Origin of the sequence: Streptomyces sp. Ncost-T10-10d, assembly GCF_900091955.1 — a bacterium.
Classification (GTDB): Bacteria; Actinomycetota; Actinomycetes; order Streptomycetales; family Streptomycetaceae; genus Streptomyces.
In genome coordinates this window covers 1-15609 of the sequence record NZ_FMDF01000157.1, presented here as the reverse complement: position 1 = coordinate 15609, position 15609 = coordinate 1, and the positions used below count along the sequence as shown (strand labels likewise).

Sequence of the window (15609 nt, the reverse complement as noted above, 5' to 3'; positions counted from 1 at the left end):
TTCATACAGAGTGTCAGCGGACGAGCCGGACCACGGGACGCAGTCGTGACGTGAGGTCGGCCAGCAGCTGTTCGGCCTGTGGCAGTACGTGGGGTCCGAGGGAGGCGGTGCCGACGGCGACTGCCACTCCGGTCCAGGCCAGTGGGCCCAGCGGTGTGCACCCGAAGAAATGGCTGACGACGGGTGTCTGGACCAGGGCGATGAGCACGGCCGCGGTGCCGAGAACCGTGGTCAGGACCAACGGGCTGCGGCGGCGTCCGACGACGGTCTGCGTGAGTTGGGCGCCGACCACACCACACAGAGCCATGGTGCTGGTACGTCGCGCTGAGCCGGGAGTGAGGGTGCCGATGAGCCAAGCGATGGCCGCACCGATACCGGTGATCAGACCACGATGGCGGATCTGGCGTGTCAGCGGTTGCCCGAGGACGGCGAGGCCCACGGGTACGGCGTCGGCTGCGATGGACTCACCGGTGGGTTCCGGGTCCTGGGGGGTAACCGCGACCGCCATCGCCGGGAACATGTCGGTGAGCAGGTTGACCAGCAGCAGCTGACGTGTCGACAGCGGCGACGTGCCGGACAGCAGTGTGCCCAGTACGGAGAAGCCGACCTCGCCGGCGTTCCCGCCGAGCAGGATGCTGATCGCGTCGGCCACGCTGCGCCACAGGGCTCGGCCTTCGCCGATGGCGTCGATGAGAACCGACAGTTCGTCGTTGGTGATCACGAGGTCTGCGGCGTTGCGTGCGGCCGCCGATCCGCGCGCGGCGATACCGACCCCGACGTCGGCGGCGCGGATGGCAGCGGCGTCGTTGGCGCCGTCGCCGACCATGGCGACGACGCGACCCGCCTCCCGGAGCGCCTCGACGACCTGGAGCTTCTGCTCGGGTGCGACCCGGGCCACGACGCCGCAGTCCCGGAGCAGGCGGGCCCGTCCCGCCCGGTCCTGTGAAGCCAACTCGTTACCGGTGACGACCGTGACATCAGGGGGCCAGCCCAGGGCGACTGCCACGGAGCGGGCGGTCTGTGGGTGGTCGCCGGTGAGCATGACGGCTCGCACGCCGACCTCTCCGAGACCGGCCACAAGCGGTGCGGAGCTGGCGCGGGGGGTGTCGGCAAGTGCCACGAACCCGATGAGCTCCAGCAGTTCGAGGGGCTTGTCCAGTGCCTCCCTCGCCTCGTCGTCCGTCGCGAGACGGCGCTGGGCGACGGCCAGGAGCCGCAGGCCCTGACCGGCGAGCGAGTGTGCCTCTTCTACGGCTGCCGGATCCGTATCCGGGCAGCAGGGCAGCACGACTTCCGGCGCGCCCTTGACGACCAGCATGCTCGCGCCGTCCGCGTCCCTTCCGGCGGCGGCGGCGTAACCCCGGCTCGCCTCGAAGGGCTGGGCCTGCGCGGTGGTCCACCCTGCCTCGGTCGGGGCTACTGCCAGCACCGCCTCGTCGGTGGCATGGGCGTGGACGCCCGGCTGCCCGGCAACGCGGGGGCAGGCCCGGGCGGCAATGCGCAGGATGCGTTCCCCCTCGACGGCGTCGGCCGGGTGCTCGACGCCTGTGCCGGCGATCAGGCGGACGACCCGCAACCGGTTCTCCGTGAGGGTCCCGGTCTTGTCGAAGCAGATGGTGTCCACACGTCCGAGCGCCTCCAGGCTGCGTGGCGTGCGTACCAGGACGCCGAGCTTGCTCAGCCGTCGTGCCGCGGCCATCTGCGCGACGGTCGCCACGAGAGGCATCCCCTCGGGCACGGCGGCCACTGCGACTGCCAGTCCGCCCTGGAGGGCTGTGCGCACGGGGCGGCCACGCAGCATGGACAGGCCGGCCACCGCGGCGCCGCCGACGAGGGTGAGGGGCAGGACCCGGCGGGTCAGCCGGTGCAGTCGTGCCTGAACCCCCGCCGAGGTGGGGACCCGCGCGGCGAGGGACGCCGCGCGGCCGGCTTCAGTCTGGTCACCCGTGCCCACCACCACTGCCCGGGCGTGGCCGGCCACCACCGTGGTGCCTTCGAACACCATGCAGCTGCGGTCGGCGACGGACGCCTGCGGTACGGCGGCCACTTGTTTGCGGGTGGGCAGTGACTCGCCCGTCAGCGAGGACTCGTCCACCTCGAAGCCACTGACCTCCAGCAGCCGCGCGTCGGCCGGCACCACATCGTTGGTGCGCAGCTCGATCACCTCGCCGGGCTTCAGCCGCACGGCCTCGACGACGGATGTCTCCCCTGCTGACGGGTGAGCGAGTCGCCGGGCGGTTCGCCGCTGCCCGGTCACCAGTGCGGACAGCGCCTGCTCCGCGCGCAATCGCTGTACCCCGCCGACCAGGGCGTTCACCGCCACGGCGGCGATGACCAGGAATGCGTCCACCGAGGACCCCAGCAGTGCCTGCGCCGTGGCACCGACCACCAGGACCGGGGTGAACGGGTCGTCCAGTTCGGCCCAGACGGCGCCGGCCAGACGTGCGCTCACCCGTGCAGGCGCGAAGGCCGGGTGCGTGGCAGCGGTGCCCGCGATGTGGCCGACCCGGGCCCGCACCACCGTCAGGGCGGTGGGCGCGGCGCGTGACGCCTTCGTCAGCCGGACCATGACCTGCTCGGGCTGCAGGGCGTGCCAGGGCACCCGCGGACTGGGGTGGGGGGTCGTACCGGCGGCCACACCGAGTGCGGCGCACCAGCCCATGACCAGGGCCGCGGCAGTGGCGACAGTGACGGGGCTGAGCCGCACTTCGAGGGGGAAGGGAACCCGCTGCGACCGGACCCCCCGGGTGAGTACCAGGAGCTCGGAGAGCGTGGCGCCCGCCTCGGCGCAGAACTTGGCACGCCGGCTGACCGCCCGCGCTGCGGGGACGCCGGACAGCAGCCGCCACACTCCCTCCAGTCCGCGCAGGGGCAGAAGGTCGGCGCCCCAGACGATGGCGCTGCGCTCGTCGGTGACGGCGACGGCGATGTCGCTGCGGAGCAGTCCGTCGAGTACGTCGTGGGCGGCGGCAGTCAACTCCCGTTCGGCTGCCGCCCGGTCGTGCGGGACGCGCGCCACCGTGAGGACCGTTCGGCCCTCGTTCTGGAGGGCAGCCACCACCTCGGTCAACGGGGTATCGGCGGAGACGAGTTGGTCCGCCAGGGTCCCGAACTCGCCGAGCGAGTAGTCGTCCACCACCACGACGTGCAGACCGGCTCGGCGCGCTGCGTTCAGCGCGGCTTCGGCCATGGGGTCGACCTCCCAGCCGACGAGGACGGTGCCGACGTCCGTTCCGCGAACCGTCGCGATCAACAGTCCCGCGTCCGGCGCCGTCTCATCGGGCACTGGGCGAAGGGCGATGCATGACTCCTCGGACGGCGTTGCCGCGTCCTCGGGCGCGCTCAGGGCCGCAGTGGCTTCCTGCCACAACCGGTGGTGATCCCAGTCGGTCGCGCTGGGGTGGACCTTGAGCACAGTGCGCCGCGTACTGCGCAGTGCTTCGGGATGCAGGACGACGGTGTCCACGAGCTCCAGTTGACGCAACCGCTCGGGGTCGCGGACCAGTACGTCCTCGCGCGCCAGGGCACTGCCGAGAGCCGCGGTGAAGGCCGCCGGGCCGTAGCGTGCGGCCTTGGGCGAACCGGCCAGTACGGTCTCGGCCGCCTCGTCGAGGCTGCGGGTGAAAAGGAGAGTGGTGGCGGCGCCGCCCAGCATCCCGTTGATCGCGGCGGCGGCGTATTCCTCGCCCGGGCAGGAACGCAGCGGCGGACGTACGACGTCGGTGTTGGCCAGAGTCAGCCGGTCCGGGGCGCACAGCGTGTCGTGTACGGCGTCGAACGTCGCGAGCTGAGCCAGCGATTCCACCAACTGGGCGGCCCGCAGTGCCGCGTCGAGCAACAGCGGACTCGGCGACTGCCCGATCCCGCAGACGGCCGCATGGGCCGCCGCCAACACCAGATCGGCTGCGTCCGGGTTCAGCGCACGGCTCAGCACCACGCGTACCCGCGAGTCCTCACGCATCATGACGACCGCGGCCACCATGGCCTCCGGCGCGCGCTTCACAAAGGCTGCCCGTGCGGCGAACGCGACGCCGATGCCCGCCGCGTCGCACGCCAGGGCGACAGCGTTGGCGCGTACGCCCCCGGCGGCACCCGGGTGCACGTGTTCCAGCGTCTGATCGCCGACGTGCACCAGCCCGTGTTGGGCGGCCAGTTCTGACACCTGGTCCACCACCTGCTCGCCGACCGCGTCGTCGGTGGTCTGCACGACCAGCCTCCCCAGGCCGCCGTCCCAGTAGGCGATCAGCACGTCAGGGTGCTCGGCCAGCTCGACGGCCACCTTTCTGGCGGCGGCCTCAAGTCGTTCCAGGGTTCGATCGGGCGCGTCCGGGTGATGCTCCAGTGCAAGGTGCATCCGGGTTCCGGCGCGCCAGTAACGGACCTGAGGAGTCATCGCGTTGCGGGCGACCCTGCCGACCCGCAGCGCGGTCGCCGACACCGCCGCCGCCCCGTCCACCGCGCCACGTGCACCGGCGTTCACGAGCTCAGCGGCCAACCGCGCCGCATCTGCGGTCGGCGTGGCGATCCGGCGGGTGGCCTCGACCGGCACAGCCAAGGCGCTCTGGAGGGCCACGGCGGGCAGCCCGGTCAGGAAGCGGAGCAGCATGTCTCACCTTCGCGGGCTTGCCGCACGCGGCCGGGGGAACGGTCGTCACAGATGCCGGGCACGGAACGGTCGTATCAGCGGATGGGAGGCGACCTCAGGGCTTCTTCCGCCCACGTGCTTTGGCGCCCGAGGTGCCCGTGGCGCTCGTGGCTGCGCGCTTGGACGCGCGGGCCTTCGCCGTGCCGGAGCCGGTCGACGCCTTGGCCGGGCGGGTCTTCGCCGTCCCGGAGGCGGCCGATGACTTGGCCGGGCGGGTCTTCGCCGTCTTGGGGGCGGTCGATGACTTGGCCGGACGCTTCTTTGCCGTTTTCGAGGTGGTCGATGCTTTGGCCGAGCGGGTCTTCGCCGGCTTCGCCGTGGTGTGCGCCTTGGCCGACCTGGCGGCCTGCTTCGCCCGCAATCCTTCGGTGCGGGCCTCACCGGCGGCGGGGGCCGCCTCGGCATCCGTCGGACGCGGCTGCGTGAGCCACACCACCGCGGCACCCGCCATGGCCACGGGCCACTCGAGCACACCGGCTACGCCGAGCAGTCCGGCACCGGTGTACGCTGCGACACGCCGTGCATGCGGCGAGACGATCCCGACGGAGTCCAGGACACCGTTGGCGATCCCCTTGACCCGGTCCGCCCCGGGGACCCTCTCCACTGCTGTCGTCACCCTCTGCATGGGGTGCGCCAGTGTCTGCTGGACGGGATGCTTCACCTTTGTGTCCCCTGAGTCAGACGCATGGGAACTGTCAGTCATGGTCGCTCTCTCTCCGTGGGGCAGGGGTGGCGGGCGGCACATGGCCGTGACGCCTCTCACGTTTCAGTAACCTTGACAAGATCGCGCAACTCCGGCAAGCCTGGACATACCTACGTACCGCCATGCGAGGTAACAGGCGGTGGGCATCTCAGGGCCACGGACCTTCCCGGCTCCGGCAATTCCGTTCGCCCACCGACGCCGTCACCACCCGACCACGTCCCCTGCGCTCGTCGACCGACCAGCCACACACCGCTCTCCGTCCGACCGGCCGGACCGGCGTCAGACCCCCTACCTCCACTGGAGGCCGCCGTTTCATGCGCATCGAACTGACCTGGCCGCGCCCTGGCACCGAGGACCGGACCCTGACCCTGCCCCTCCCCGGCCTCCCCACGGACCTGCTGGGCCCGACCCTGCGGCACGCGAGCCGGTTGCGGACTCCTGCCGCCCTTCGGCGCGCCATCGCATGCGCGGAGCCGGTCCTAGGAGCCGCAGCCCGCGCTTCCGGCGCGGATGCGCTCACCCGGGCCGCCCTGCCGTACGCCATCCGGTTCACCCGGCAGGCACTCCTCAGCGGCACACCCGCCGCCATTCCGAGCCAGGCCGCGCGAGCGATCCCGTCGGGATCGCACCCGTCGACTCCTCGACCGCCTGCACCCTGAGCGACGCACCAGGAATTCGGACCCCGGCGGGAGGGGCGTGTTCATCGACGCACCCCGGCCCCACGCGGAGCCCGCCCATTACCCCAACCGCTCATGGCTGCCGCGCCCGCGTCCGGCAGACCTCGTCACCCACCCGACAGACAGGCACCGCGTAAGGCCGCATCGCGAGCCACGGCCACTGACGGCGCGCCGATCGAGGCCGGGCGCTCCACGACCATAAGCACCGCGCCGCGAACAGCTCGCACAGCCTCGGCTCGCTGTCGGGCAGCGCTCTGCCGAGCAGTCTCTTACCTGGCGTGGTGAGGTCGGTGCCATGGCCCCAGATCGGACACAGTCAGATTCGGTAACTTTAGTTGCCGATTCCGTATGTGGTAACTAAAGTTGTCAACATGACACCGCCTGAGATCACCGCTGCGGAACAGACCGCCCTCGACAAAGCCCTCCTCGACGCCCTGAACCCACTCGCCTCGGCCATGCGCGCCCGAGCGACCGGACTCGCCGAGGAACGCATGTGGGATGCCGACCCCATCGAAGTGACACTGTCGATCCTCACCACCTGGAAGGTGGTGGACGCGGAGGTCAAGCGGTTGACGGCAATCGCAGCAAAGACCGCCGGCTCCTACGGTGCGAGTTACGAGCGGTTGGGCGCTGCTTGGGGTATCACCCGGCAGGGCGCCCGCAAGAAATGGCCCGACGCCATCGACAGATCAGCCCCTGCGGAAGCGGAGGCGAGCCTCATCGAACTGTTCGGCGGCAGCGCCGAATTGTCCCGGGACCCGTCATCAGGTGGCTGGCGGTGGGCCGGAAAGGGAGCCGATGGAACACGCGATGAGGCAGACAGCACTTCTTGCTACGCAACGAAGGAAGAGGCTGCCGGCCACGCGGGCGCCTTTTTGAAGGAGCACGTCGCCGACCGACGCCAAGGGCTGGCAGATCATCGAGACACGTCGTCCTGATCTCGTTGCTGAGCTCGTCGGTTCGGGCGAGGGCCCGAGCCCGGCGGACTGCTATGACGACGGGGGGCGGCGTCGCGGGCGGGATGACGATGCCGTGTGCTGCCGGAGCCTCCGATCGGATCCTCACCCGTCGTTTCCGCATCGTGGCGGGAATGATGGAGCCATGGCGAACCCGACAATCCTGACTGTCGACGACGACCCGGCGGTCTCCCGGGCGGTCGCCCGCGACATCCGGCGCCAGTACGGCGACCGTTACCGCATCGTGCGCGCCCTCTCCGGCCGCGATGCCCTGGACGCACTGCGCGAGATCAAGCTGCGCGGCGATCAGCTCGCGCTCATGCTGGCCGACTACCGCATGCCGCACATGAACGGCATCGAGTTCCTCGAGGCGGCCATGGATCTCTTCCCGCTCGCCCGTCGTGTGCTGCTGACCGCCTACGCCGACACGGAAGCGGCGATCGACGCCATCAACGTCGTGGACCTCGACCACTACCTCATCAAACCCTGGAGCCCGCCGGAACAGCACCTCTACCCGGTGATCGACACACTGCTGGAGCTGTGGCAAGCCACGCCTGATCCGGGGATCATGGAAACCCGCGTGGTCGGGCACCGCTGGTCCGCACCGTCCTTCGCTGTCCGTGACTTCCTCACCCGCAACCTCGTGCCCTACCGGTGGCTGCTGTCCGACGAGCCGGAAGGGCAACGCCTGCTGGCCGCCGCAGGGATGTCGGCGGCCGATGTACCGCTGGTCATCACCCCGGACGGCGAACCCCTGGTCTCCCCCACCGAGCGGGAGCTCGCCGCAAAGGTAGGACTGAGCACGGTTCCGGCCTCGGATTTCTACGACCTGGTGGTGGTCGGTGGCGGGCCGGCCGGTCTGGGAGCTGCCGTCTACGGGGCTTCGGAGGGTTTGCGCACGGTCCTGGTGGAACAGCAGGCGACCGGCGGGCAGGCCGGACAGAGCAGCCGCATCGAGAACTACCTCGGTTTTCCCGACGGCGTCTCCGGCTCCCAGCTGACCGAACGTGCTCGCCGCCAGGCGCTGAAGTTCGGGGCGGAGATTCTGAGTGCGCAACGGGCCGTCGCGCTGGAGGCAGCAGGATCGGGGCGGGTGCTGCATCTGGGGCCGGAGGGCTCCATTGCCGCCCACACCGTGGTCCTGGCCACCGGAGTGGCTTACCGGCGGCTGGCCGCCACCGGGCTGCAGGAGTTCACGGGTGCGGGCGTCTTCTACGGGTCCGCCGTCACCGAGGCCCCCAGCTGTTCCGGGGAGGATGTGTACATCGTCGGCGGAGCCAACTCCGCGGGACAGGCAGCGGTCTATTTCTCGCGCTACGCGCGGCGCGTCCACGTACTCATCCGCCAAGGTGATCTGACCCGTTCGATGTCCAGCTATCTCATCGACCAGATCAACGGCATCGACAACATCGAGATCCACGCGTGGACCGAAGTCCTCGGCGGTGAGGGCGAGGGACACCTACAGCGACTGACCCTTCGCGAGAGCCGGTCCGGCGCCGTGCGCACCGTTGCTGCGTCCTGGCTGTTCGTCTTCATCGGGGCCGAGCCGCATACGCAGTGGCTGGAGGGAGTGGTCTCCCGTGATGAACGCGGGTTCGTGCTGACCGGCCCGGACCTGGTGGCCGGAGGGCAGCGTCCGGCGGGCTGGCGGCTGCCGAGAGATCCGTACCACCTGGAATCGAGCGTGCCCGGTGTCTTCGCCGCGGGAGACGTGCGTTCCTCCTCGGTCAAACGAGTCGCGTCGGCCGTCGGCGAGGGAGCCATGGCCGTCTCCTTGGTGCATCGCTATCTGGAGGCACAGTGACCACGTCAGCACATCTGTCACCGGAGCAGTTGCGGACGCTGTTCCTGTTCGAGAAGCTCAGCGACGAGCAGCTCAATTGGCTGGCGGAGCGCGGCCGTGCTGAGCAACGGCCGGCCGGAAGCGTGGTGTACGGGGAGGGCGAACCGGCCACGTGCTTCTTCGTGCTGCTCAGCGGGGCCATCGCGCTCAGCCGTGTGCTGCACGGCGACGATGTGGAGGTCAATCGCACCGATCAGCGCGGTGTGTACAGCGGGGCGACCCGTGCGTACCTCGGGGACCGCGTCGAGCAGCGGTATCCCCACACGCTGCGGGCTGTCACCGATACCGAGTTCTTCGTGCTGCCCGCCGATGATTTCGCCCACGCTGTACGCACCTGGTTCCCGATGGCGCTGCACCTGCTGGAGGGACTCTTCTTCGGTACTCGGGCGGCCAACGCGATCGTCAGTGAGCGGGAGCGGCTGCTGGCCCTGGCGTCGCTGTCGGCAGGCCTGACCCACGAGCTGAACAATCCTGCGGCAGCCGCTGTGCGGGCCACTGCGGCTCTGCGGGAGCGAGTGGCCGGCATGCGCCACAAACTCGCCCTGATCGCTGACGGTCGGCTGGACGGTACCGAACTGCACCGTCTCGTGGAGCTGCAGGACGATGCGGTGCAACAGGCCTCAACGGCTACCGGTCTGCCCGCGCTGGCTGCTGCCGATGCCGAGGATGCCGTCGGCGACTGGCTCGACGAGCACGGGGTGACAGAAGCATGGGAGCTGGCGCCGACACTGGTCGCCGCGGACATCGACGTGCCGTGGCTGACCTCGGCAGCCGACACCATCGGTGAGGAGAACCTCGGCCCCACGGTGCGCTGGCTGGCGTACACCGTCGATACGGAACTTCTGATGGGCGAGATCGAAGACGCCGTGACCCGCATCTCCGGGCTGGTCGGTGCCGCCAAGCAGTACGCGCAGCTGGACCGGGCGCCACAGCAGACCGTGGATGTGCACACATTGCTCGACGCCACACTGACGATGTTGCAGGCGAAGATCCCCTCCGGTGTCCAGGTGGTCAAGGAGTACGCCCATGCGCTGCCGCCGATTCCGGCCTTCGGAGCCGAGCTCAACCAGGTGTGGACCAACCTGATCGTGAACGCCGTCGATGCCATGCCTGACGGGGGCACGCTGACGATTCGGACGTGGCGGGAGGACGCGCGGCTGCTCGTGGAGGTGGCCGACACGGGCACAGGCATTCCGGCTGAGATCAGACCCCGGATCTTCGAGCCGTTCTTCACCACGAAGCCGGTCGGTGAGGGCACCGGGCTGGGGCTCGACATCTCCTACCGCATCGTCGTCAACAAGCATCATGGGGACATCCGCGTCTCTTCGCAGCCCGGCGACACCCGCTTCCAGGTCTGCCTGCCGATCGAGCAGCAGCCCGAGGACTCCTGAGGGCTTTCGCGGCATCCGAAGCAGGGGCGGCCAGGAACTCGGCCCTGCGTTGTCCGCGTACCGGTGCAGGTCGAACGGGGACAGCTGCCGACCCGTTCGGGGACGCTGCGGCCCGCGAAGGCTTGCTGTCGGGCCGCGGCAACCAAAGGCACAGATGTGCGGCCATCCGCGCGAGTCGGCGTCCCCGTGGTCCCCGCCGTCGCGGTCGATGACGGCGGGATGATTCATCACTGCGTTGGCCGACTTGCCCAGTTCCTTCGACGGCATTTTACGTACGAGGTCCTTCGACGTCGCGAGCGATTCACGGCATCGGTGCCACCGAATGCTGCTCGACCACAGCAGCGGCGCCCGGGCCGGCGCCGACCCGCCGGCCGTACATCAAGGGACCCCGGCAGGTTTTCGAGCGACTCACGGGGACAGCGTCCCCGAGTGGCGAACTCGGCGAGCGTACCGGACATATCACCTGTCGATGACAGAGCATCTCCGAGGGAATCGCACCAGGTGAGAACCTGAGCATCCGCACTTCAAACATGGAATTTCGGACGTTCTTTTTCCGGAACTCACGGATAGTGGCGCCTCATAACGCATCCGAAAAGAAAATGAGTTGACGGACGAGGCCAGGGAAGTGAGTCGTTGACTGACTCCTTTCGATCATGTAATCATTCGAATGCACATCCTGTATCCGCTTTTCGTACACCCTGCACCAGTATTCGAACACGCCAGGCACGGTGGAGGTCGGCGGGCCGGCGCGTCAGGCCGGTCGCCATCGCCCTCTACGAGCCGTCACCGCCGCGAAGGGGGCCCATGCAGTTCAGGATTCTGGGCCCGCTCGAAGTCGTGGACGACGGCAGGCACATAGATGTCAGCGGGCAGCGTCAGCGCACGGTTCTGGCGATGCTGCTCCTCGAATCGGGACGTGTCGTCTCCAATGACCGCCTGGTGGAGGCCATATGGGAGCGGAAGCCACCGGCGACGAGCCGCACCCAGGTACAGATCGGCATCTGCGCGCTGCGGCGCATGCTCCCCGCGGAGCCCCATCCCGGCCCCATCGTGACCCGCTCGCCCGGTTATCTCTTGCGGATGACCGAGGGGCAACTCGACCTCCACGCGTTCGAGGAACGGGTCGCCGCAGGCCGAAGAGCCGCTGCGGCCCATCAACCCCAGCAAGCGGTAAAGGAGTTACGGGCGGCGTTGGGGCTGTGGCAGGGTCATGCCCTGACCGATATCAGCAGCAAGCCGGTACGGGCGAGTGCCGTCCAACTCGACGAGCGGCGTCTAGCCGTACAGGAACAATGTCTTGAACTCGAACTACGGCTCGGCAATCACCACCGCGCCGTGAGTGAACTCGGGGCCCTGGTCACCGCCCACCCCCTGCGGGAACGCCTGCGGGTGCTCCTGATGACCGCGCTCCACCGCGCGGGACGGCAGGCCGAGGCCCTGGACGCCTACCGCCAGGCGCGGGCGGCCCTCGTCGAGAGGCTCGGCATCGAGCCCGGCGCAGAACTGCAGCGACTGCACCGCATGATCCTGGCGGGGGAAGAGGAGTGGGGCGCGCCGCCCCGGGTCCAGCCCTTCATCAAAGTGACGGCGCCCGCCGCCGCGCCGGGCGGACCCGGCAGCGGCCCGGCGGTTCCGGCCCTTCCGGCAGTGCCGGCAACTGCTGCGGTTCCGGCGCACAAGATTCCGCGGCTGCTGCCCGCCGATATCGCCGACTTCACCGGCCGCACGCGAGCGATCCAGCGCATTCTGGCCGCCCCCACCCGCACCGACGCACCCCGAACCGTCGTCCCCGTCACCGTGATAACCGGACGCGGCGGCTCCGGCAAGACGACCCTGGCCGTGCATGTCGCCCATCGGCTCGCTCCGGACTACCCCGACGGGCAGCTCTTCGCGAAACTGTCCGGCGCCCCGGGCCACCCGACGAGCGCCGCCGAGGTGCTCCGCCGCTTCCTGCGCGCGCTCGGGGTGAGCGACGAAGCCGTCCCCAGCAGCGTCGAGGAGCGCGCCGAAATGTATCGTGACCTGCTGGCGGAGCGCCGGGTGCTCGTCGTACTGGATGGTGCGGCGTCCGAGTGCCAGGTCGCCCCGCTGCTCCCCGGGTCGTCCGGATCGCGGGTGCTGATCACCTCGTGGCGACGCTTCACCGGGCTGCCCGCGGACACCCGTATCGAACTCTCCAGGTTCCAGCGGGAAAGCTCCGTGGAAATGCTGATGAAGATCATCGGACGGCGACGGGTCGCCGCCGAACCGCTGGCCGTCGAGGAGCTCTGCCGTGCCTGCGACGATCTGCCGCTCGTACTGCGCGCGGCCGCCGCACGCCTGGCCGCCCGGCCGCACCGGGCCGTGGCGGACGCCGTCGCCCAGGCCGAGGCGGTGGACGGATGCGCCGACGCGGCCCGCCGCCCTGACGAACTGCGCCACGTGGAACAGACCGTCCGTACGTGCATGACCCCGGCTTACGCGGCACTCAGCCCGGAGGCCCAGCGGGCTCTGCGCCGCCTCGCCCAGTTGGAGATACCCGACTTCGCCCCCTGGGTCGGCGCCCCCCTCCTCGCATGCGAACCGCACCGCGCCCAGGACCTGCTGGACGAGCTCACCGAGTCCTACCTGCTCGACGCAGTGGTGGACCAGGCGTCCAGAGCCGTCCGATACCGCTTCCCCGCGTTCGTACGGGCCTTCGCCCTGGAGCGCCTTGCGGCGGAGGAGTCGCCGGAGGAGCAGCGGGCGGCGTTATGGCGCGTTCTCGACACCTTGGCGTATCTCACCGGAGAAGCGCAGCGCCGCAGCGGACATGGGGACCCGCCCGTACCGGATGAGCCCATCCGCTGCCATGCGATGCCGCGGAGCCTGATCGACCGTCTGCTGGCGGACCCGTTCGCCTGGTACCAGCAGGAGCGCGCCCAGGTGGAGGCGGCGGGCCGGCAGGCGGCCGAAATCGGCCTGTGGACCATTTCCTGTCGCCTGGCGAGCAGTTCGACGGTGCTGGCCGGGAAGTGATTCCCCCGGGGAGGCATCGCGGCGGTTCGGCCGTGGGCACCGATTCCCTTCTGCCTGCCCGATATCGGCACGCATCCCGTCACGGCTGTCCTGCTGACAGCCTCTCCGGCGGTCCCGCACCACTCCCCCACGAACCTCGACGGGCTCCGGGGAACGCCGCACCCGGACGCGATTCAATCTTCCGTTCAAATACAAGACACACGTGCGCCTATGTGGCTCTATTACTTCCCTAAATTTGCGCTAAGGATGTGATCCAAAACCCTCCCGATCACTAAAAGGCGCAGGTCAGGCGCTAATCGCGAGGGTTGACCGGCGCTGATGCGGCTCTCTAATGTGACAGCGCTCCTCCATGTCCCATGCAAATAATCCCGCAGTTCTTCGCAGCGTTCACAGGTTCTCTTCGGCGATGCACGTACGCACTGCTCTGTGTGCTCTTCAAGAAACCGCGGCCGCGTTTCGTTTTTATTGGACCTTTAGTGGACCGGTGAGAAGGGCGTCATCATGGACGGCATCCCCACGACCGACGTGAACGCGGGAGTAGACGCGCGTGCGGAAGGCGGAACAAGACCGTCCGCGGCCGGCCGGCTCCGCGCCAGGCCGGATGAGCGCGGTCCGCTCTCTTTCGGCCAGCAGCGGCTCTGGTTCCTCGACCGCTGGCTCGGGGACAACGCCGTCTACAACATTCCGGTCGTTCTTCGCTTCACCGGCCCCTTGGACGCCACCCGTCTGACGGCCGCCGTCACTACGGTCGCGGCCGGTCATGATGCCCTGTTCACCGTCTTCGAGGCGGACGGGAACGGGGAGCCGCGCCAGCGGTTGCTGGACATTCGTGAAACGGACTGCCCGCTCGTCGACCTCACCGGCCTCGCACCCGCCGACCGCGTCCGCAGCGCGCGGGAGGGCGTCGAGGCGGATGCCCGCAGGCCGTTCGACCTGGCCCGGGATCCGATGCTGCGTGCGTCGCTGTACCGGCTGTCCGAGGACGAGCACTGGTTGCAGCTGACCTTCCACCACATCGCCTGCGACGGCTGGTCGCTCGATGTGTTCCAGCGTCGGCTGAACGAGGCGTATCGCTCCGGCGGCGGGTCGGTCGGGCCGCTGCCGGTCCAGTACGCCGACTACGCGTTGTGGCAGCGCGAGACGCTGCGCGGTCCTCGTACGGAGAAGGCGCTGGCGGCCTGGACGGACGCGCTCGCCGATGCTCCGGCCGTACTGGACCTCGGCACGGACCGCCCCCGTCCGGCTGAGATGAGTTATCGGGGCGAGACTACGGACTTCCCACTCACCGAAGTGTCCTCGGTGGCGCTGGAGGCGTTCGCCGCCGAGGAGAACGTCAGTCTGTACACGGTGATGCTCGCCGCCTTCCAGGTGCTCGCCGCGCGTCACTCGGGGAGCAGTGATGTCGTCGTCGGTTCGCCGGTGGCGGGCCGGGACAACGCCAAGCTCAACGATCTGGTCGGCTTCTTCGTCGACACGCTCGTCCTCCGGGTGGACCTGGGGGACGACCCCGGCTTCCGGGAGCTCGTGGCGCGCTCCCGCGCGTCGCTGCTGAGCGCGCTCTCCCGCAGCAGGGCCCCGTTCGATCTCGCCGTGAAGGAGCTGCACCCCGAACGGTCACTGAGTCACAACCCGATTGTGCAGACGCTTTTCGCCTTCCATGAGGAGGAGCCGCCGGAGCCCTTCGCTGAGGGGCTGAGCGTCGAGCGTTCCATGGTGGCCACGGGGACGGCGAAGTTCGACCTCACCTGGTCGGTGTACCGGCGCCCGGACGGGCTCCGTCTCCAGGTCGAGTACGCGACGGACCTGTTCGACGCCGGCACCATCCGCACCCTGGTGGATCACTGGCAGGTCCTGCTCGGTCAGATCCTCGCCACTCCCGACCTTCCGGTGAGCCGACTGCCGCTCATGCCGCCTGCCGAGCGGCAGTCGGTGGAGTCGTGGGCGGGTGACGGCGGACAACTCCCGGTCGGTGCGATCCACGAACTGGTCATACGCCGGGCGCTGGAGACCCCCGACGCCGTGGCCGTCGTCTGCGACGACAACACCCTCACCTACGCCGAACTCGTCACCCGCGCCGCACAGATCGCCACACTGCTGATCAAGCACGGCGTGGGGCCCGAGGTCTGCGTCGGAGTCTGTGTCGAACGGTCCCTCGACACCGTGATCGCCACTCTCGCCGTCCTCATGGCCCACGGCGTCTACGTCCCCCTCGACACCGCCTTCCCCACCGACCGCATGCACCACATGCTCACCGAAGTCGGCGCCACCCTCGTCCTCACCCACCAACCCACCCACGACACCGTCCCCCACGGCCCCTGGCACACCCTGAACATCGACACCCTCCAGGCCGCCACCACCCCGCCGGACCTCGACACCACCCTCGCCCGCCTCCCCCAA

General features: G+C 69.5%; 8 protein-coding genes. 6 read left to right on the top strand and 2 right to left on the bottom strand.

The window, feature by feature from the left end; genetic code table 11:
* Positions 1–13: 13 nt before the first annotated feature.
* Both GA0115254_RS28025 and GA0115254_RS44745 read right to left on the bottom strand, forming a co-directional pair.
* The gene (locus GA0115254_RS28025) at positions 14–4606 is read right to left on the bottom strand and encodes a cation-translocating P-type ATPase (protein ID WP_093898082.1); all 4593 of its coding nucleotides are present in this window, start codon (positions 4604–4606) and stop codon (positions 14–16) included.
* A 94-nt stretch (positions 4607–4700) separates the two neighbouring features.
* Positions 4701–5306, bottom strand: coding sequence for a hypothetical protein (locus tag GA0115254_RS44745; protein ID WP_176740321.1), 606 nt, complete (start codon positions 5304–5306; stop codon positions 4701–4703).
* A gap of 356 nt (positions 5307–5662) precedes the next feature.
* Between GA0115254_RS44745 and GA0115254_RS43960 the strand changes: the two genes are divergently transcribed.
* From GA0115254_RS43960 to GA0115254_RS27995, 6 genes are all read left to right on the top strand, one after another.
* On the top strand, positions 5663–6007 hold the full coding sequence (locus GA0115254_RS43960) for a hypothetical protein (RefSeq protein WP_141720919.1): 345 nt from the start codon (positions 5663–5665) through the stop codon (positions 6005–6007).
* 389 nt (positions 6008–6396) lie between these two features.
* On the top strand, positions 6397–6963 hold the full coding sequence (locus GA0115254_RS28015; RefSeq protein ID WP_093898080.1) for a hypothetical protein: 567 nt from the start codon (positions 6397–6399) through the stop codon (positions 6961–6963).
* Positions 6964–7126: 163 nt separating this feature from the next.
* Positions 7127–8785: an NAD(P)/FAD-dependent oxidoreductase gene (locus GA0115254_RS28010; protein ID WP_093898079.1), complete on the top strand. Its 1659-nt coding sequence runs from the start codon at positions 7127–7129 to the stop codon at positions 8783–8785.
* Positions 8782–10215, top strand: coding sequence for an ATP-binding protein (locus tag GA0115254_RS28005; protein ID WP_093898078.1), 1434 nt, complete (start codon positions 8782–8784; stop codon positions 10213–10215). The genes GA0115254_RS28010 and GA0115254_RS28005 overlap by 4 nt, the downstream gene beginning before the upstream one ends.
* 804 nt (positions 10216–11019) lie before the next feature.
* Positions 11020–13212, top strand: a complete 2193-nt coding sequence (locus GA0115254_RS28000) for an AfsR/SARP family transcriptional regulator (protein ID WP_093898077.1) — start codon at positions 11020–11022, stop codon at positions 13210–13212.
* A 501-nt stretch (positions 13213–13713) separates the two neighbouring features.
* On the top strand, positions 13714–15609 hold a 1896-nt coding region (locus tag GA0115254_RS27995), incomplete at its 3' end, for a condensation domain-containing protein (protein ID WP_141720918.1).

Bases quoted from the DNA above. Each gene is read 5' to 3' on its own strand.
- GA0115254_RS43960 (WP_141720919.1), top strand. From the start codon at position 5,663: ATGCGCATCGAACTGACCTGGCCGCGCCCTGGCACCGAGGACCGGACC.
- GA0115254_RS28015 (WP_093898080.1), top strand. From the start codon at position 6,397: ATGACACCGCCTGAGATCACCGCTGCGGAACAGACCGCCCTCGACAAA.
- GA0115254_RS28000 (WP_093898077.1), top strand. From the start codon at position 11,020: ATGCAGTTCAGGATTCTGGGCCCGCTCGAAGTCGTGGACGACGGCAGG.
- GA0115254_RS28025 (WP_093898082.1), bottom strand. From the start codon at position 4,606: ATGCTGCTCCGCTTCCTGACCGGGCTGCCCGCCGTGGCCCTCCAGAGC.
- GA0115254_RS28010 (WP_093898079.1), top strand. From the start codon at position 7,127: ATGGCGAACCCGACAATCCTGACTGTCGACGACGACCCGGCGGTCTCC.